Below are 17,380 nucleotides of genomic sequence, written 5' to 3' on the forward strand. Positions count from 1 at the left end.
CATACCAGACGAAGCCGCAAACCGGATGAAGGCGCAAACCGGACGAAGCCGAAAACCGGATGAAAGCTGAAACCCGGATGAAGCCGAAAACCAGAAAGGGCCCACCGGACAAACCCCGGCGGGCCCTTCCCAAAACCGATCAGCGACCGGACTTGATCTCTTCACGCTTGGCGGGACCGCCGACAGCGGGAGAAACAGGAGCCTCAGCAGGCTTCTCGACCGGGAAGAAGAACCCCTTGACGGCCGGCGCCAGGGCACCGATCCGGTTCATCTTCTTCGGGACGACCCACCCCGCGTACTCGAGGGGAATCGGGTGCCCGTGTTCGTCGACCGGCCCGAGGGGCTGGTGGATCTCGACGAACTGGCCGTTCGGGAGGCGCTTGATGATGCCGGTCTCGACACCGTGGGCCAGGACCTGCCGGTCGTGCTGCTGGAGACCGAGACAGATGCGGACCGAGATGTAGTAGGCCAGCGGCGGCAGGATGACCAGGCCGATACGCCCGGCCCAGGTCATCGCGTTGAGGCTGATGTGGAACTTGTCGGCGATGACGTCGTTGCCGCCGGAGATGGTGGCGATGACGAAGAACGTCAGGGCCATCATGCCGATACCCACGCGCTCCGGGTTGTCCCGGGGACGCTGGAGCAGGTTGTGGGTCCGGTAGTCCTTGAGCTTGCGCGCTTCCAGCCACGGGTAGGCCATCGGCAGGGTGAACAGCGCGCCGAGGCCGACCACGGCGGGCCAGAACATCGGCGGGAGGCTGTAGTTGCCGATGTAGATCTGCCAGTTCGGCATGAGCCGGACCAGGCCGTCCATGAACATGACGTAGAAGTCGGGCTGCGACGCGGAGGAGACCTCAGCGGCGCGGTACGGCCCGAACAGCCAGATCGGGTTGATCTGGAACATGCCGGCCATCAGCGCGATGACACCGAAGACGGCCATGAAGAAGCCGCCCTGCTTCATGGCGTACCGCGGGAACATGCGCTCGCCGACCACGTTGGTGTTCGTACGCAGCGGGCCGGGCCATTGGGTGTGCTTCTGCTTGAACACGATGCCCAGGTGGGCCGCGATCAGCGCGAGCAGGATGCCCGGGATGAGCAGGACGTGCGCGATGTAGAACCGGCCGATGATGACGTGGCCGGGGAACTCGCCGTCGAAGATGGCCGCGGACAGCCAGGTGCCGATGACCGGGAGGGTCAGCATGATCGCCGAGGCGATGCGGAGACCGGTGCCGGACAGGCCGTCGTCGGGGAGCGAGTAACCGGTGAAGCCGGCGAAGAAGCCCAGCAGGAAGAGCAGGACGCCGATGACCCAGTTGATCTCACGCGGCTTGCGGAACGCGCCGGTGAAGAAGACCCGGGCCATGTGCACGATGATCGACGCCATGAACAGCAGCGCCGCCCAGTGGTGCATCTGGCGCATGAACAGACCGCCGCGCACCTCGAACGAGATGTGCAGGGACGACTCGTACGCCGCCGACATCATCGTGCCGCGCAGGCCCAGGTACTCGCCGTCGTAGGCGACCTCCTTCATCGACGGGTCGAAGAAGAGGGTCAGGAAGACGCCGGTGCCGAGCAGCACGACGAACGAGAACAGGGCGATCTCGCCGAGCAGGAAGGACCAGTGGTCCGGGAAGACCTTGTTCAGCAGGCCACGCAGCGGAGTGGCAGCCTGGAACCGGTCGTCCACCCCCTTGGCGAACGTTTTGGGGGCCTCGGCGAGGTCCATTTTTCGGCGCTTCACGGCCGCTCCCAGAAGTCAGGTCCGACGGTGTCCTTGAAGTCGGACGCTGCCACGAAGAAACCTTCCTCATCCACTGTAAGCGGCAGCATCGGCAGACGCCGGGTCGCGGGTCCGAAAACCGGCTGCGCGTTGTCGGTGATGAGGAACTGCGACTGGTGGCACGGGCAGAGAAGACGGTTGGTCTGCTGCTCGTAGAGGCTGGCGGGGCAGCCCGCGTGCGTGCAGATCTTGGAGTAGGCGACGTAGTTGCCCCACATCGACCCCTTGTTGCGGCCGTTCTTGTCACCTTCGGCCGCGGCACGAGTGGTCGCCGCGTCGTCGGCCCGCAGGTGGATCAGCAGGGTCGGCGAGTCGGCGTGCTCGTTGGTGGCGCCGTGCGGGATGCCCGGGTAGACGGTCATCTGGCCACCGGCGCTGACGTCGTCGGGCCGGATCGGGCTGCCGTCCTCACGGGTCAGCCGGACCAGCTTGTCGTCGTTGGTGGCGGGGTTCCAGCCGGTGCGGAACATCATCGGCTCGTCACCCTTGTGCGGGTTCTGGATCAGGCCGCCGACGACCGGGGCCGCGATGGCCAGGCCGAGCGGCGCCATGCCGAGCGCGATCGCGCCCTTGAGCAGCGGCCGGCGCTGGACACCCAGCTCGTCCGCCACGTACAGCATGGTCTGGCCGGCGATCAGCCGCTCGTCGTCGGACGACGGCTCGCCGTGCCGCTGCTGGATGGACAGCTCGTGCGGCAGCAGCTTCTTGGCCCAGGCCAGGATCGCGAAGCCGAGGCTCAGCAGACCGAGGCCGAGGGTGATGCCCAGGATCGGCGTGTAGTAGTCGCTGAGCTGGTGCCCCAGCTCCCACTGCCACGGCCAGAAGATGTAGAACCCGAGGAACGCCAGCGTGAGCAGGCCCGAGAGCAGGAACAGGAAGGAGATGTTGCGGACGATCCGCTTCTCCGCCTTCGAGTTCGGCCCGTGGAAGTGCGACTCGTACGTGACGATCTCGATGTCGTCGCGCCGCAGGCCTTCCTTGACGACGTCGAACCGCGTCAGGTGCGGATCATTGACGTCGACCGGCGTGCCGGTCTCGCCGTGATGATCGACAGCCGTCATGACTTCCCCGCAATCCAGAGCGACGTGAAGACCAGGAGCGTGATGCCGACCAGGAAGATGGCCACACCCTCGGTCGACGGCCCGTACCGGCCCAGGTTGAACAGACCGCCCGGGTCCTTGTCCTCCTGGAGCTGGAGGGTGATGTAGGTGATGATCTGCTTCTTCTGCTCCGGCGTCAGCTGGTTGTCACCGAAGACCGGCATGTTCTGCGGGCCGGTGAGCATCGCCGCGTAGAGCTGCTCGGGCGTCGATGCGCCGAGGCTCGGGGCGTACTTGCCGGAGGAGAGAGCGCCACCGCCACCACCGAAGCCGTGGCAGGAGGTGCAGTTGACCCGGAACAGCTCACCACCGCGCGCCAGTGCGTCGGGGTTGCTCTCCAGGTTCTCGACGAGGGCGCCGGACGGCAGCTCGGGGCCACCACCGAGCTCCTGGACGTACTGCGCGAGCTGCTCGGTCTGGGTCTCGTCGAACTGCGGCGGCTTCTGCTCGGCCTGGCCTTCCTGCCGGGTCATCGGCATGCGGCCGGTGCCCACCTGGAACTCCACCGAAGCCGAGCCGACGCCGATCAGGCTCGGTCCGCGCTCCGTGACACCCTGGCCGTCGCGGCCGTGGCAGCTGATGCAGCTGGTGTCGTAGATCGCCTTGCCCTCCTGCGCTGCCGCGGAGAGCTGGACGTTGTCCTCGGCGAAGGCGCCGGGGGTGAATGCGGTGTAGACGCCGCCGGCGAGGGCCAGGGCGGCGAGCATGCGCACCGCCGCGCCGAGTCGCCGGCGCACCCGGCTGGGCGCGCCGGCCCGCCGAGCGAACACCCGGGCACGCCTACGGGCGGGGGTGTCAGAAGTCATGGGTGATGTCCCTCTGGTTTGTTGTTGCGATCCTCGCCGGTGGCGCTGGTTACTGAAGCCAATAGATCATGGCGAACAGCGCGATCCACACCACGTCGACGAAGTGCCAGTAGTAGGACACGACGATCGCCGAGGTGGCCTGCGCCGGAGTGAAGCGGCCCATGGTCGTCCGGATCATGTAGATGATGAACGCGATCAGACCGCCGGTCACGTGCAGACCGTGGAACCCGGTCGTCAGGTAGAACATCGAGCCGTAGCCGTCAGCGTTGATCTTGACGCCGTGGTGGACCAGCTCGACGTACTCGTTGACCTGACCGAGAACGAAGATCAGGCCCATCACGAAGGTGATCGTGAACCAGCGCCGGAGCGCGAACACGTCCCCCTTCTCGGCCGCGAAGACACCCAACTGACAGGTCACCGAGGAAAGAACCAGGATCACCGTGAATGTTGTGGCGTATGGGATGTTCAGCGATTTGGTGTGCTCCTCCCACATGCTGTAGTCCGCAGCACGGATGGAGAAGTACATCGCGAACAACGCCGCGAAGAACATGAGCTCGCTGGAGAGCCACACGATGGTCCCGACGCTGACCATGTTCGGTCGGGTCAGCGAGTGGATCCGGCTCTTGTCGATGGCTGCCGCTGTCACGGCCTCATTATTCATCCGAGATAGGCCCAAGGTCCCCCGGGGTCCCCAATCCGGCCTCGTGGGCAGCCCGGAATATTCTGTGACCAGCGGGTAGGCCTAGCCTCGAAGGGTGCACTCTCACGATTTGCCCCCTCTCGCGGCCGATGGCGGGGACACTGGACTTCCGCCCTTCACCCCGGTCGCGTTCTTCACCGAGGTGAACCTGTTCAGCCTGATAGCGCTGGGTTTGTTCGTCTCCGCGGCCCTCTATTGCTACGGCGTCCACCGCCTGCGGCAGCGGGGCGACCACTGGCCGGCCGGGCGCACCGCGGCGTTCGTCGCGGGTGGACTGGGGTCCATCGCGGCCGTGACCGTCACCGGGATCGAGGCGTACGACACGACCCTGATCTCGGTCCACATGGTCCAGCACATGGTCCTGTCGATGGTGGGGCCGATCTTCCTGGCCCTGGGTGCGCCGACCACCCTGGCGCTGCGGATCCTGACCGGCAAGCCGAGGAAAGTCCTGCTCAGCGTGCTGCACAGCCGGTACGTCCGGGTCCTGACCTTCCCGCTGGTGGCGTTCGGGCTGTTCATCGCGAACCCGTTCGTCCTCTACTTCAGCAACGCGTACCGGCTGACCCTAGAGCACGTCTGGGTGCACGAGTTCGTGCACATCCACTTCATCGTCACCGGCTGCCTCTTCTTCTGGCCGCTGCTGGGCCTCGACCCGTTGCCGAACCGGTGGCCGTACCCGGCCCGCGCCCTGCTGATGGTCCTGAGCGTGCCGTTCCACACCGTGCTGGGCCTGACGATCATGCAGAGCAACCAGCTGCTGGGTGGCGACTGGTACCCGAACCTGGGCCTGAGCTGGCTAGATCCCAAGGCTGACCAGGTCACGGCGGGTGGCATCCTCTGGGCCGGCGGCGAGATCGTCAGCGTCACGATGCTCGGCATCCTGGTGGTCCAGTGGGTCCGTCAGTCCGAGCGGGAGGCCAAACGCATCGACCGGGCCCTGGACCGGCAGGAGCGGGAAGACAACCGGCAGGAAGCCGGGGAGAACGCCGGATAACAAGTTCGGTACGATCGGCGGCACCTAGGACGTGAGGTGGGGCACAACATGAGCCAGGAAACCCCGAACCAGTACACCGTTCTGCTCTACAGCGACGACGCCGCCGTGCGAGACCGGATCCGGCTCGCCATCGGGCCGCGGCCCGCCGCTGATCTCCGGGTCGAGTTCGCCGACGCCTCCACCTGGGAGGAGTGCCGTCGCCTGCTCGACGAGTACGAGATCGACCTGATGATGCTGGACGGCGAGGCGACCCCCGCCGGCGGCATCGGCATCGCTCGCCAGACCAAGGACGAGTATCTCACTCCCCCGCCCACGTGCGTCGTGATCGCCCGCGCCGCGGACCGCTGGCTGGCGGCGTACGCGCAGGTGGACGCCACCCTGGTCGCCCCGCTGGACCCGGTGGAGACCGGCCGTGTGGTGGCCGGCCTGCTGCGCGCCCGCCGCGACGGAGCGATCCCCCTGGGCACCTTGAACACCACGACACCTTGATGGAGGCAGCGCCATGGGCGCACGCACCTGGCCCAATCTGACGAGCGCCCTGCTGAAAGGCGAGGAGCTAGCCACCGCGGACACCGCATGGGCCATGGGCGAGATCATGGCCGGCAACGCCACCCCGGTGCAGGTCGCCGGGTTCGCGATCGCGCTGCGGGCCAAGGGTGAGACGCCGGACGAGCTGGCCGGCCTGGTGGAGGCGATGATCGCCAACGCCACGCTGGTCAAGCTCCCGGAGCAGACCCGGACCAGCGCGGTCGACGTGGTCGGCACCGGTGGTGACCGGGCCAACACGGTGAACATCTCCACCATGGCCGCGATCGTGACCGCCTCGGCCGGTGTGACGGTGGTCAAGCACGGCAACCGCTCGGCGTCGTCCACCACCGGCACCGCCGACCTGCTGGAGCACTTCGGCCTGCCGCTGGACCTGGGCCCGGCCGGGGTGGCCCGCACGGTCGCCGAGGCGAACATCGGGTTCTGCTTCGCGGCCCGCTACCACCCGGGCATGCGGCACGCCTCGGTCACCCGGCGGGAGCTGGGCGTGCCGACGTTCTTCAACGTGCTGGGCCCGCTGACCAATCCGGCCCGCCCGACGGCGGCCGCGGTCGGCTGTTTCGACCCGCGAATGGCGCCGGTGATGGCCGAGGTGTTCGCCAAGCGCGGTGACTCGGCGCTGGTGATGCGGGGTGAGGACGGCCTGGACGAGTTCACCACGGCCGCTCCCACCCGGGTCTGGATGGCCCGTGCGGGCACGGTCGAGGAGCTCCTGGTGGACTCGGTGGACCTGGGCCTGCCGCGCAGTCAGCCGGCCGATCTGCGGGGCGGTGACGTGGCGTTCAACGCCGACGTGGCCCGGCGGACGTTCGCCGGCGAGCAGGGGCCGGTGCGGGACGCGGTGCTGCTCAACGCGGCCGCCGCGTTCGCCGCGCACGGCGGCTTCGAGGGCGACTTCCACGAGACGCTGCGGGCCGGCATCAAGCGGGCCGCCGAGGCGATCGACTCCGGCGCCACCACCGCTCAGCTGGACCGCTGGGTCACCGCGGCGCAGGCCGCGAAGGCCGCCGAGTAACGGGAATTTCCGACAACACGCCGCCCGAATTACCCGAAACCACCCGAACGACGCGTTTATCTTCGAATGGTATTCGGGTAATTCCGCCTTCCCGTGAAGGAGACTCCCCGTGCCGGAACGCGAATTCCGCTGCGTCATCTGCGACGGCGACATGCTCTTCGAGGTGCCGCCCTGCGAAGACGGCCACGACGAATGCCCCGAGCTGGTCTGCACCCGCTGCGGCGCCGCCGAGGTGGTCGCCCCAATCGTCGTTCACCTCTGGAACCCCGGTAAGGGACGCGTCGCACCGGCTCAGCGCACCGCCGCCTGACCGAAAAAGATCAAGACCATCTTCTGGTACGCCACCGGGGCCGGACAGAAGCAACAGCCCGTCCCGCCCCCACCCGCGAGGTGACGACGGGGCCGGGACCGTCCCGCGGCCGCCGGGCCGGATGCGGTGGCCCGGGTCGAAGCCACCCCGAGGGGCAGTAGGGCCGCACACAGCGGCCGCCACGGGAGCCGAGATCCGGAACCGGAACCGCACACGCCGGCCGAACCCGGGGCACAGGGCAAGGTTCCGGCGTGGGAGGCCGGGCCGGCCGGCCAACGGAAAACGCCCGCCCCTGTGCCGGGCTGGCCGGAACACGGAAAACGCCCGCCCCCGTGCCGGGGAGCGGGCGTTCTCTCGTGTCTTCTACAGGTGCGCCTCGGGGTGGCGGGTGCCCGAGTAGTACTCGAACAGCATGCCGCACGAGGTGAAGATGACGCAGATCAGGCCGAGGGCCAGGAGCCACCACATCCAGAACACCAGGCCGATACCGGCGACCGCACAGGCCAGCGCGATACCGAACGGCCAGTAGCTGCCGGGGCTGAAGAAGCCGACCTCGCCGGCGCCCTCGGCGATCTCGCCGTCCTCCCGGTCCTCCGGCCGCAGGTCGATGCGGCGGGCGACGAACCAGAAGAAGCCGGCACACATCGAGCACAACAGCCCGGAGAGGATCAGGGCGATGACGCCGACCCACTCCATGCCACCGCTGTAGCCCTGGCCACTGCCGTCGTTGACGACGTTGTGGGTGTAGACCCCGTAGACGGCGGCCGCGCCGAACAGGAACACGGCGACCGCGGCGAAGATCTTGTATTCGGTCCTCACGACTACAGCCCTACTTCCCTGCGGCTTGGGTCTCGGGCGCGTTCCAGGTGTGCGCCTGGCGCCGGGTGTTGAACGGAGTGGTCGTGGTCGCGTACGGCTCCTTGCCGATGGCGGTCAGCGCGTCCTGCGTCGACTTACCGGCCTTCTTCGCCGCGAGGAACTGCTCGAACTGGGGCGGCTGCACCGTGACCAGCTCGAAGTTCATGAACGCGTGGTAGGTGCCGCACAGCTCGGCGCAGCGGCCCACGTAGCGGCCCTCGCCGTCGAGGGTGACCTCGAAGACGTTGCGCACACTGCCCGGGAACACGTCCCGCTTGAACAGCATCTCCGGCACCCAGAACGAGTGGATGACGTCCTTGCTGGTCTCCTCGAACCGGATCTTCCGCCCGACCGGCAGGACCAGGATCGGGATGACGTCCGACGAACCGACCGTCGAGGCGACCGTGTTCGCCTCCTCGCCCATGCCGTCGCGGTAGTTGAACTGCCAGTTCCACTTGAACGCGACGACCTCGACCACCTGGTCGGGGTTCTTCGACAGCTTGTCCACGTTGGTCTGCACGATCGCGGTGTAGTAGAACAGCACCGCGACGATCAGGACCGGCGTGACCGTGTAGAGGATCTCCATCGGCATGTTGAACCGGGTCTGCACGGGCAGCTCTTCGCCACGCTTGCGATACCGGATCACACACCAGAAGATCAGACCCCACACGCCGATGCCGACCGTCAGGGCGGCGATCGTCGACGCGATCCACAGGTCGTACATCTCATGGGCCTGAAGGGTGATGCCGCGTCCCGGCCAGCCGAAGTGGCCGAACGCCTTACCCCAGTCCTCGATCGAACAGCCCGAGAGCAGCATCAGCAGCGTCACGCCACCGAGACCCAGCCCGGCCGCCCGGCCTACTGCCCGCGGCCTTCTGGCCGAACTCCTTGCGCCCACCTGCTTATGCCTCCTTAGCAGCGCCGCCTGCCCGAAACCGGACACCTGGCGGCAAGGCTCACCGACGGTCGCACACTACTCGACCTGGAACGGGCCGCCCGCCACCGGGGGGCGTTGGCCCCCTTCGCAAGGGCCTGTCGCGGAAAACACCCGGACAACCGGACGATACCGTTCCCTGTGTGGATTACACAGGCGATCCGGCCGGGACGCACGCTTACCTGGATGCCGCCACCTCCGCGCCGCTGCATCCGGTGGCCCGGGAGGCGATGATCGCCGCCCTCGCCGACGGCTGGGCCGACCCCACCAGGCTTTATGCGGTGGGCCGGCGGGCGCAGCGGTTGCGGGAGGCGTCGGCCGAGGCGATCGCGGACACCTTGCGGGTACGTGTGGACGAGGTCTCGTTCTGGCCGTCCGGGGCGGCCGCCGCCCAGGCCGCGGTGCTCGGCGGGCTCGGTGGCCGGAAACGGGCCGGCCGGGTCCTGGTGCACTCGGCGATCGAGCACTCCGCGGTGCTGCACGCGGCCCGGACGACGGAGGCGGTGGAGATCGGGGTGGACCGGCTGGGCCGGCTCGACCTGGGCTCCTGGTCGGCGGCGGTGGCCGGGCCCGGCGTGGCCCTGGCGTGCCTGATCAGCGCCAGTCACGAGGTGGGCACGGTGCAGCCGGTGGAGGCGGCGGCCGAGTCGTGTGCCGCGGCCGGGGTGCCGCTGTTCGTGGACGCCGCGCAGACCGTCGGGCGCGCGCCGCTGCCGTCGGGTTGGTCACTGTTGAGTGCCAGCGCCCACAAGTGGGGTGGCCCGGCCGGGGTCGGTGTCCTGGTGGTGCGTAAGGGCGTGCGCTGGCTCTCGCCGTACCCGCAGGATGATCTGCACCGGCCGGGGAACCACCCGGGCGCGCCCGGCCTGCCGCAAGTGGTCGCGGCCGCCGCGAGTCTGCGGGCCGCGGTGGGTGAGGCGCGGGCCGAGGGCGAGCGGCTGAGCGCGCTGATCGACCGGATCCGGGAGCGGGTCGCGGCCACCGTGCCGGACGTGGAGATCGTCGGCGACCCGGAGCGCCGGCTGCCGCACCTGGTGACCTTCAGCTGCCTGTACGTGGACGGTGAGGCGCTGCTGCACGCCCTGGACCGGCGTGGGTTTGCGGTCTCGTCCGGCTCCTCGTGCACGTCGTCGACGCTGCGGCCGAGTCACGTGCTGGAGGCGATGGGTGTGCTCAGTCACGGCAACGTGCGGATCTCGCTGCACCGGGAGACCACCGAGGCGGACGTGGACCGGTTCCTGGCCGTGCTGCCGGGTGTGGTCGCGGATCTGCGGGCGGAGGCCGGGCTCTGATCACGCTCGACTGCCGCGGGCTGCGCTGTCCGATCCCGATCATCCGGCTGGCGAAGGCGATGCCGGGGGTGGCGATCGGCGCGACGATCCGGGTGCTCGCCGACGACCCGGCCGCGGCCAACGACATCCCCGCCTGGTGCCGGATGAAGGGCCAGGAGTTCGTCGCGGCCGACGGCCACGCCTTCGACGTGCGAAGAGTCAGCTGAGGTAGTCGATCACCGACGGGACCGGGTCCTTGGCCAGCCAGGAATGCCGTAGCGCTGCAGGGTGAAGTCGACGGTGTCGACGGCGAGGACCGCCGCGGGCAGCTCGGCTGCGACCGCGGCGGCCAGGGTGCTCTTGCCGACTCCGGGGAGCCCGGCGAAAACCGCTAGAACCATTCCTGTGGTCTACGCCCCCTACAGGCCGAGGAAGGGCGAGATCTCGGCAGCGGCGTCGTCGCCGTACGCCGCGGCGAACCGCTTGGTGAACTCGGCGGGCTTCACGTCGTACTCCTGGGTGCCGATCGTCTCCAGCACCAGGGCCGCGACCAGCGAGCCGATCTGCGCGGACCGCTCCAGGCCCAGGCCCCACGAGACGCCGGAGAAGAAGCCGGCCCGGAAACCGTCGCCGACACCTGTCGGGTCCTCGCCGATCACGTCCGGGACGACCGGCACGTGGATCCGCTCGATGTCCTTGCCGGTGATCTCCACGCCGCCGCTGCCCAGGGTGGTCACCCGGATCTTGACGTGCTCCAGGACCTGGTCACCGGTGAGCCCGGCCTTGGTCTCCAGGAGCGAGCGCTCGTACTCGTTGGTCATCAGGTACTCCGCGTCGCTGATCAGGTTCAGCACGTCGGAGCCGTCCACCCGGGCGAGCTGCTGCGACGGGTCGGCGATGAAGCGGTAGCCGCGGGCCCGGCACTCCTCGGCGTGCCGGAGCATGGCGGCCGGGTCGTTCGCCCCGATCAGCACCAGGTCCAGGCCGCCGGCCCGCTCGTACACCGGGGCCAGCTCGATGTTGCGGGCCTCGGCCATCGCGCCCGCGTAGAACGAGGCGATCTGGTTCAGGTCGTCGTCGGTGGTGCAGACGAACCGGGCGGTGTGCGCCACGTCGCTGACGTGCACCGAGTCACAGTCGACACCGTGCCGCTCCAGCCACGACCGGTAGTCGGCGAAGTCCGCGCCGACCGCTCCGACCAGGATCGGGCGCAGGCCCAGCTTGCCCATCCCGAAGGCGATGTTGGGGGCCACCCCGCCGCGCCGGACCACCAGGTCGTCGACGAGGAAGGAGAGCGAGACCTTGTGCAGCTGATCCGCGATCAGCTGCTCGGCGAACTTGCCCGGGAAGTGCATCAGATGGTCGGTGGCGATCGAGCCGGTGACGGCGATCTTCATTTCGGCCCTCAGGTGTCGGGGAGCAGGGGGGCGTTACGGCTAGAGACTACCGGCCGGGCACACGCAACAGGCCGCCCCGGGAACGGGACGGCCTGTTGCGGTGTTGCGGTCGGATCAGTGGAACGAGTCGCCGCAGGCGCAGGAGTTCTGCGCGTTCGGGTTGTCGATCGTGAAGCCCTGGGCGTCGATCCGGTCGGCGAAGTCGATGGTCGCGCCCGCGAGATAGGGCGAGCTCATCCGGTCCACCACGACCTCGACACCGTTGAAGTCGGTGACGACGTCCCCGTCGAGCGAACGCTCGTCGAAGAAGAGCTGGTAGCGCATGCCGGAGCAGCCACCGGGCTGTACGGCGATACGCAGGCGCAGGTCGTCGCGCCCTTCCTGCTCGATCAGGGCCTTGACCTTCACCGCGGCGACGTCGGTGAGGTTGATGCCGGTCGGGGCAGTCGCCTCGGTCGACTCGGTGTGCGCTTCAGTGGTCACGTAGGTATCTCCCTGCCAGGTGCGGTCATGTGCCGTACAGGCCAACGCTAACCCCATTCCCGGGGATTCCCAATCCGGGCGGGTCGCAGATCACCTGCTCCCTACCTGCTCCACTGCCCGGCCAGGCGTGCGGCGATTTCCCGCAGGCCACGGGCCGGTTCGGTGAGTGCCGTCTCGACGTTGCCGAAATGCTCGACGAGGGTATGGGTTTCGGTCACGCCCGCCGCCGAGGCCTCGCGCTGACCTGTCTCGTTACGGCCCGCCACCACCACACACGGCAGGCCGCGCTCCTGGGCGCCGGCCGCGATCCCGGCGACCACCTTGCCGCGCAGCGACTGGTGATCGAACGAACCCTCGCCGGTGATCACCAGGTCGGCGGCGTCCAGCTCCCGGTCCAAGCCGATCAGATTCGTGACCAGGTTGATACCCGAGGTCACCCGGCCACCCAGCGCGATCAGGGCCGCCCCGATCCCACCGGCCGCACCGCCACCCGGCTGAAGAGCCAGATCCTCGACCCCGAAGGCCTTTTCCAGTACGCCGGAGAAGTGCTCCAGAGCGGCGTCGAGCAGCAGCACATCCTCGCGGGAAGCGCCCTTCTGCGGCCCGAACACACTGCTGGCGCCATGCAGACCGGTCAGCGGGTTGTCGACGTCGGTGGCCGCCACCAGCCGGACCTGGCGCAGCTGCGGCACCCCGCCGAGGGCGGTCGCGGCGAGCAGGGCGGCTCCCCCGTACGGCAGAGCCATGCCTGTGGCGTCGAGTGGCGCGGTACCGAGAGCGGCCAGCATGCCGGCACCGGCGTCGTTCACCGCCGAACCGCCGAGACCGACCACGATCTCGGTGGCCCCGGTCTCCACCGCGGCGGCCAGGAGCAGGCCCAGACCGTACGACGTGGTGGTCCTGGGGTTGCGCTCCTCGACCGTGAGCAGATGCAGACCGCAAGCCTGGGCGCTCTCCACGTAGGCGACGCTGGCGGCGTAGAGGATCTCGCCGCGGGCCGGGCGGCCCAGCGGATCCACCGTGTCGACCGGGATGCGCCGGCCCTCCAGGGCGGTGGCGAGGACCTCGACGAATCCGGGACCGCCGTCGGCGAGCGGCCGCTGGACGAGGACGTCACCGGGAACGGTCCAGCCGTCCGCGACGGCCTGGGCGACTTCGGGAGCGGAGAGGGTTCCGGCGAACTTGTCCGGGCAGATCAGTACGCGCACCCCGCGAGTGTGGCAGGCCACTCTCCGTGGCGCAGCTACCGTCCCAGAGGCTGTGCGACCATGAGCGGCGTGACGGCGACATGGATCGAACCCTCGAACACCCCGTTGAGCCTGCTCCTGCTGGGTAAGGGCGTCGACCCCGCTTCGGAGCGCGGTGTCGACTGCCCCGGCGATCTGCCCGCGCCCAGCGACCCCGACCTGGTGGCCCGGGCGACCGCGGCCAAGGCCGCCCTCGGCGACCGGGTGTTCGTTCTCGGACACCACTACCAGCGCGACGAGGTGATCCAGTTCGCCGACGTCACCGGTGACTCGTTCAAGCTGGCGCAGCAGGCCGCGGCCCGCCCGGACGCCGAGTTCATCGTCTTCTGCGGCGTGCACTTCATGGCCGAGAGCGCGGACATCCTGACCACCCCGGACCAGCAGGTCATCCTGCCCGACCTGGCGGCCGGCTGCTCGATGGCCGACATGGCGGTGCTCGGCCAGGTCGAGACCGCGTGGGAGCACTTCGAGGACCTGGGCATCACCGACCAGATCGTGCCGGTGACGTACATGAACTCGTCCGCCGACATCAAGGGCTTCGTCGGCCGTAACAAGGGTGTGGTGTGTACCTCGTCCAACGCCAAGCGGGCGCTGGACTGGTCGTTCGAGCAGGGTTCGAAGGTGTTCTTCCTGCCGGACCAGCACCTCGGGCGCAACACCGCGGTGCTGGAGATGGGCTTCGACCTGGACGACTGCGTCCTCTACGACCCGCACAAGCCCCAGGGCGGCCTGACCGACGAGCAGCTGCGCAACGCGCGGATGATCCTGTGGCGCGGGCACTGCTCGGTGCACGGCCGGTTCACGCTCGACAGCGTCCGTGAGGTCCGCGAGCGGGTGCCCGGGGTCAACGTGCTGGTCCACCCGGAGTGCCGGCACGACGTGGTGCGCGCCGCCGATTACGTCGGCTCGACCGAGTACATCATCAAGGCCCTGGACGCGGCGCCGGCCGGTTCGGCGTGGGCGGTGGGCACCGAGCTCAATCTGGTCCGCCGGATGGCGCTGGCCCACCCGGACAAGCAGATCATGTTCCTCGACCGGGCGGTCTGCTACTGCTCGACGATGAACCGCATCGACCTCCCCCATCTGGTCTGGACTCTGGAGGAGCTGGTCGCCGGCCGGGTGCCGAACGTCATCTCGGTGGATGAGAAGACGGCACACGAGGCCAGGGTCGCCTTGGACCAGATGCTCGCCCTTCCGTGACTCTCTGTAGCTGAACGAATCCATCCTTTTGGTGGATTTCTTTGGCCCTGCCTTAGTCACGAGCATTTAAACGGCGATTCAAGCCCTGCAGCGGCTGCCGTTGTTGTCACTCAGCGCTATGCTTCCCCGGTTGCAGGATCGGGTACCCCCGCCCGCGCTCTGCCTACTCGTTCACCGGGCGTTCACTCGCCCACCGGCTGGAGGTTACGTTGACCGACGATGTCCTGATCGTGCACGGTGGCACACCGCTGCAGGGTCAGATCCGGGTCCGTGGCGCCAAGAATCTCGTGTCCAAGGCCATGGTGGCCGCCCTCCTCGGCGAGTCACCGAGCCGCCTCTACGACGTTCCGCGAATCCGCGACGTCGAGGTGGTCAGCGGGCTGCTCGAGCTGCACGGTGTGAAGGTCACCGCCGGCGCCGAGGACGGCGAACTGGTGATGGACCCCACCAACGTGGAGAGCGCCAGCACCGACGAGATCAACGTGCACGCGGGCTCGAGCCGTATCCCGATCCTGCTCTGCGGCCCGCTGCTGCACCGCCTCGGTCACGCGTTCATCCCTGACCTGGGCGGCTGCCACATCGGCCCGCGCCCGATCGACTTCCACATCCAGTCGCTGCGTGAGTTCGGCGCGGTCGTCGACAAGACCCCCGAGGGCATGCACCTGAGCGCGCCCAACGGGCTGCACGGGGCCAAGCTCGAACTGCCCTACCCCAGCGTCGGCGCCACCGAGCAGGTCCTGCTCACCGCCGTCCGCGCCGAGGGCGTCACCGAGCTGCGCAACGCCGCCATCGAGCCGGAGATCATGGACCTGATCTGCATCCTGCAGAAGATGGGCGCGATCATCACGGTGCACACCGACCGGGTCATCGAGATCCAGGGCGTGCCCCGGCTGTACGGCTACGAGCACAAGCCGATCCCGGACCGCATCGAGGCCGCCAGCTGGGCCGCCGCCGCGCTCGCCACCCGTGGCGAGATCGAGGTGCTCGGCGCCCGCCAGGCCGACATGATGACGTTCCTGAACGTCTTCCGGTCCATCGGCGGCGAGCTGAAGATCACCGACGACCGGGTGGCCCGGGACGGCATCACCGGCGCCCAGGGCGGCATCAAGTTCTGGCACCCCGGCGGCGAGCTCAAGGCCGTCGCGCTGGAGACCGACGTGCACCCCGGGTTCATGACCGACTGGCAGCAGCCGCTCGTCGTCGCCCTCACCCAGGCGCACGGCATCTCGATCATGCACGAGACGGTGTACGAGCAGCGGCTCGGTTACACCGAGGCGCTGAACACGATGGGCGCGACCATCCAGGTCTACCGCGACTGCCTCGGTGGCACCCCGTGCCGCTTCGGCCGCCGCAACTTCATGCACTCCGCGGTCATCGCCGGCCCGTCCAAGCTGCACGCGGCCGACCTGCGGATCCCCGACCTGCGGGCCGGGTTCGCCCACCTGATCGCGGCCCTGGCCGCCGAGGGCACCTCCCGGGTGTACGGGGTGGACCTGATCAAGCGTGGCTACGAGGACTTCGAGGCCAAGCTGGCCGCGCTCGGCGCCCACGTCGAACGGCCCTGACCCACGGCACTCGCCTGACCTACGGCACTGCCTGACCCACGGCACTGCCTGACCCACGGCACTGCCTGACCCACGGCACTCGCATGATCGGGAAGGCCGGGATCCGCGTTCGTCGCGATCCCGGCCTTCCGCTCTTTTCGGGTGGAACGGCCTCGACTCCCGGCCGGGATCGGTCGGCGATTTAGTCACGATCAACCACGCGGTGTGTGACACACCGCGCTGTTTGGCTACGCTGCTGACGTGTCCCCGCTGTTTCGCCGCAAGTCAAACGACCTCGTCGCCGACGCGAGCTCCTCGGTAACCCCGGAGGAGTCCGCCGTGGTTTACCCCAAGGGCTACACCCCGAGCAACAAAGAGCGGGGCAAGGTGACTCCGAAACGGGTCGCCCAGGGCCGCCGGGTGCAGGACCCCGCGCCGGCCAACCGCAAAGAGGCCTACAAGCAGCTCCGTGAGCGGCAGCGGGCCGAGCGGGCCGAAGCCTCCGAGGGCATGCGCAACGGCGACGAGCGCTACCTGCTGGCCCGCGACCGGGGCCCGGAGCGTTCACTGGTCCGCGACATCGTCGACTCGCGCCGCACCGTCGGGTCGTACTTCATCGGTGGCGCCGTGATCGTGCTGATCGGCTCGTCGATCGCCATCCCGGCCGTGCAGCTCGCCAGCAACCTGCTGTGGGCCGCCCTGGCGATCGCCGTCGTGATCGACAGCATCTTCATCGCCCGGCGGATCAAGAAGCAGATGCTGGCCCGCTTCCCGCAGACCGATCAGCGGCTGGGCTCGCTGTACTTCTACGGCATCATGCGCGGGCTCACCTTCCGCCGGATGCGCATCCCGAAGCCGAAGGTCGAGCTGGGCGCCACCGTCTGACCAACCCGCTTCTGAGCGACCCGCTTCTGAGCGACCCGCACGACGTCTGAGCGACGCAGCGGCCCCACCGGGCTGCCGCGTCGCTTTGCTTTTCCCCCGGCCGGGCGGTTTTCGTTACGGCCGGGGCCGGAGCCAGGCGGCCAGGCGGCCAGGCGGCCAGAACCGGGGCCAGGGCCAGGCGACCAAGGCCGGGGCCGGGCGGCCAGGACCAGGACCAGGAACCGGGGCCAGGACCGGGACCGGGACCGGGACCGGGACCGGGACCGGGGCCGGGGCCGGGGCCGGGGCCGGGGCCGGGGCCGGGACCGGG

At 68.9% G+C, this 17,380-nt stretch carries 20 protein-coding genes; 9 read left to right on the forward strand and 11 right to left on the reverse strand.

Going from position 1 to position 17,380, the window contains the following annotated elements; translation table 11 throughout:
• Positions 1-139: 139 nt before the first annotated feature.
• From qcrB to ctaE, 4 genes are read right to left on the reverse strand one after another with little or no spacing between them, the layout of a single operon-like run.
• On the reverse strand, positions 140-1,741 hold the full coding sequence (gene qcrB / locus Aco03nite_RS06710; protein ID WP_203793890.1) for a cytochrome bc1 complex cytochrome b subunit: 1,602 nt from the start codon (positions 1,739-1,741) through the stop codon (positions 140-142).
• Entirely contained in the window at positions 1,738-2,841 is a 1,104-nt protein-coding gene (gene qcrA, locus Aco03nite_RS06715) for a cytochrome bc1 complex Rieske iron-sulfur subunit (protein ID WP_203793891.1), read from the reverse strand. The genes qcrB and qcrA overlap by 4 nt, the downstream gene beginning before the upstream one ends.
• A complete protein-coding gene (gene qcrC / locus Aco03nite_RS06720) occupies positions 2,838-3,686 on the reverse strand; it encodes a cytochrome bc1 complex diheme cytochrome c subunit (protein WP_203793892.1) in 849 nt (282 codons plus the stop codon). Before qcrC ends, qcrA begins: the two co-directional genes overlap by 4 nt.
• Before the next feature lie 49 nt (positions 3,687-3,735).
• Positions 3,736-4,332, reverse strand: coding sequence for an aa3-type cytochrome oxidase subunit III (gene ctaE, locus Aco03nite_RS06725; protein ID WP_203793893.1), 597 nt, complete (start codon positions 4,330-4,332; stop codon positions 3,736-3,738).
• A gap of 124 nt (positions 4,333-4,456) precedes the next feature.
• Between ctaE and Aco03nite_RS06730 the strand changes: the two genes are divergently transcribed.
• The 4 genes from Aco03nite_RS06730 to Aco03nite_RS06745 all read left to right on the forward strand — a co-directional run bounded on the left by Aco03nite_RS06730 (position 4,457) and on the right by Aco03nite_RS06745 (position 7,251).
• A complete protein-coding gene (locus Aco03nite_RS06730; protein WP_203793894.1) occupies positions 4,457-5,380 on the forward strand; it encodes a cytochrome c oxidase assembly protein in 924 nt (307 codons plus the stop codon).
• Between the two features lie 48 nt (positions 5,381-5,428).
• A complete protein-coding gene (locus tag Aco03nite_RS06735) occupies positions 5,429-5,869 on the forward strand; it encodes a hypothetical protein (RefSeq protein WP_203793895.1) in 441 nt (146 codons plus the stop codon).
• A gap of 13 nt (positions 5,870-5,882) precedes the next feature.
• Positions 5,883-6,941: an anthranilate phosphoribosyltransferase gene (trpD, locus tag Aco03nite_RS06740; RefSeq protein ID WP_203793896.1), complete on the forward strand. Its 1,059-nt coding sequence runs from the start codon at positions 5,883-5,885 to the stop codon at positions 6,939-6,941.
• Between the two features lie 109 nt (positions 6,942-7,050).
• Complete coding sequence (locus Aco03nite_RS06745) at positions 7,051-7,251, forward strand: hypothetical protein (protein ID WP_203793897.1); 201 nt, start codon at positions 7,051-7,053, stop codon at positions 7,249-7,251.
• A gap of 363 nt (positions 7,252-7,614) precedes the next feature.
• Here Aco03nite_RS06745 and Aco03nite_RS06750 read toward each other — a convergent pair whose 3' ends face one another.
• On the reverse strand, positions 7,615-8,070 hold the full coding sequence (locus Aco03nite_RS06750; RefSeq protein WP_203793898.1) for a cytochrome c oxidase subunit 4: 456 nt from the start codon (positions 8,068-8,070) through the stop codon (positions 7,615-7,617).
• Between the two features lie 10 nt (positions 8,071-8,080).
• Positions 8,081-8,926 (reverse strand): aa3-type cytochrome oxidase subunit II, encoded by an 846-nt coding sequence (gene ctaC / locus Aco03nite_RS06755; RefSeq protein WP_203793907.1) that lies wholly within the window; start codon positions 8,924-8,926, stop codon positions 8,081-8,083.
• Positions 8,927-9,186: 260 nt separating this feature from the next.
• Between ctaC and Aco03nite_RS06760 the strand changes: the two genes are divergently transcribed.
• Both Aco03nite_RS06760 and Aco03nite_RS06765 read left to right on the forward strand, forming a co-directional pair.
• The gene (locus tag Aco03nite_RS06760; RefSeq protein ID WP_203793899.1) at positions 9,187-10,335 is read left to right on the forward strand and encodes a cysteine desulfurase family protein; all 1,149 of its coding nucleotides are present in this window, start codon (positions 9,187-9,189) and stop codon (positions 10,333-10,335) included.
• Positions 10,332-10,541: a sulfurtransferase TusA family protein gene (locus tag Aco03nite_RS06765; protein WP_203793908.1), complete on the forward strand. Its 210-nt coding sequence runs from the start codon at positions 10,332-10,334 to the stop codon at positions 10,539-10,541. The genes Aco03nite_RS06760 and Aco03nite_RS06765 overlap by 4 nt, the downstream gene beginning before the upstream one ends.
• 9 nt (positions 10,542-10,550) lie before the next feature.
• On the opposite strand, the gene Aco03nite_RS06770 is transcribed toward Aco03nite_RS06765, so the two are convergent.
• The 4 genes from Aco03nite_RS06770 to Aco03nite_RS06785 form a co-directional block, all read right to left on the reverse strand.
• The gene (locus tag Aco03nite_RS06770; RefSeq protein WP_239144966.1) at positions 10,551-10,715 is read right to left on the reverse strand and encodes an AAA family ATPase; all 165 of its coding nucleotides are present in this window, start codon (positions 10,713-10,715) and stop codon (positions 10,551-10,553) included.
• Between the two features lie 18 nt (positions 10,716-10,733).
• Positions 10,734-11,711, reverse strand: coding sequence for a carbohydrate kinase family protein (locus tag Aco03nite_RS06775; protein ID WP_203793900.1), 978 nt, complete (start codon positions 11,709-11,711; stop codon positions 10,734-10,736).
• Positions 11,712-11,825: 114 nt separating this feature from the next.
• On the reverse strand, positions 11,826-12,194 hold the full coding sequence (gene erpA / locus Aco03nite_RS06780; protein WP_203793901.1) for an iron-sulfur cluster insertion protein ErpA: 369 nt from the start codon (positions 12,192-12,194) through the stop codon (positions 11,826-11,828).
• Positions 12,195-12,295: 101 nt separating this feature from the next.
• Positions 12,296-13,402: a glycerate kinase family protein gene (locus Aco03nite_RS06785; RefSeq protein WP_203793902.1), complete on the reverse strand. Its 1,107-nt coding sequence runs from the start codon at positions 13,400-13,402 to the stop codon at positions 12,296-12,298.
• Between the two features lie 69 nt (positions 13,403-13,471).
• Here Aco03nite_RS06785 and nadA point away from each other — a divergent pair, with 69 nt between their 5' ends.
• The 3 genes from nadA to Aco03nite_RS06800 all read left to right on the forward strand — a co-directional run bounded on the left by nadA (position 13,472) and on the right by Aco03nite_RS06800 (position 17,070).
• Positions 13,472-14,641: a quinolinate synthase NadA gene (gene nadA, locus Aco03nite_RS06790; RefSeq protein ID WP_203793903.1), complete on the forward strand. Its 1,170-nt coding sequence runs from the start codon at positions 13,472-13,474 to the stop codon at positions 14,639-14,641.
• 209 nt (positions 14,642-14,850) lie between these two features.
• A complete protein-coding gene (murA, locus tag Aco03nite_RS06795) occupies positions 14,851-16,206 on the forward strand; it encodes a UDP-N-acetylglucosamine 1-carboxyvinyltransferase (RefSeq protein ID WP_203793904.1) in 1,356 nt (451 codons plus the stop codon).
• Positions 16,207-16,446: 240 nt separating this feature from the next.
• Complete coding sequence (locus tag Aco03nite_RS06800; protein WP_203793905.1) at positions 16,447-17,070, forward strand: DUF3043 domain-containing protein; 624 nt, start codon at positions 16,447-16,449, stop codon at positions 17,068-17,070.
• 114 nt (positions 17,071-17,184) lie between these two features.
• Here Aco03nite_RS06800 and Aco03nite_RS06805 read toward each other — a convergent pair.
• Positions 17,185-17,380: hypothetical protein (locus Aco03nite_RS06805; protein ID WP_203793906.1), on the reverse strand; the 196-nt coding region annotated here is incomplete at its 5' end.

Source organism: Actinoplanes couchii (assembly GCF_016862075.1).
Taxonomy (GTDB): Bacteria; Actinomycetota; Actinomycetes; order Mycobacteriales; family Micromonosporaceae; genus Actinoplanes; species Actinoplanes couchii.

Bases quoted from the DNA above. Each gene is read 5' to 3' on its own strand.
- qcrA (WP_203793891.1), bottom strand. From the start codon at position 2,841: ATGACGGCTGTCGATCATCACGGCGAGACCGGCACGCCGGTCGACGTC.
- qcrC (WP_203793892.1), bottom strand. From the start codon at position 3,686: ATGACTTCTGACACCCCCGCCCGTAGGCGTGCCCGGGTGTTCGCTCGG.
- Aco03nite_RS06735 (WP_203793895.1), top strand. From the start codon at position 5,429: ATGAGCCAGGAAACCCCGAACCAGTACACCGTTCTGCTCTACAGCGAC.
- trpD (WP_203793896.1), top strand. From the start codon at position 5,883: ATGGGCGCACGCACCTGGCCCAATCTGACGAGCGCCCTGCTGAAAGGC.
- ctaC (WP_203793907.1), bottom strand. From the start codon at position 8,926: ATGCTGCTCTCGGGCTGTTCGATCGAGGACTGGGGTAAGGCGTTCGGC.
- Aco03nite_RS06770 (WP_239144966.1), bottom strand. From the start codon at position 10,715: ATGGTTCTAGCGGTTTTCGCCGGGCTCCCCGGAGTCGGCAAGAGCACC.
- Aco03nite_RS06775 (WP_203793900.1), bottom strand. From the start codon at position 11,711: ATGAAGATCGCCGTCACCGGCTCGATCGCCACCGACCATCTGATGCAC.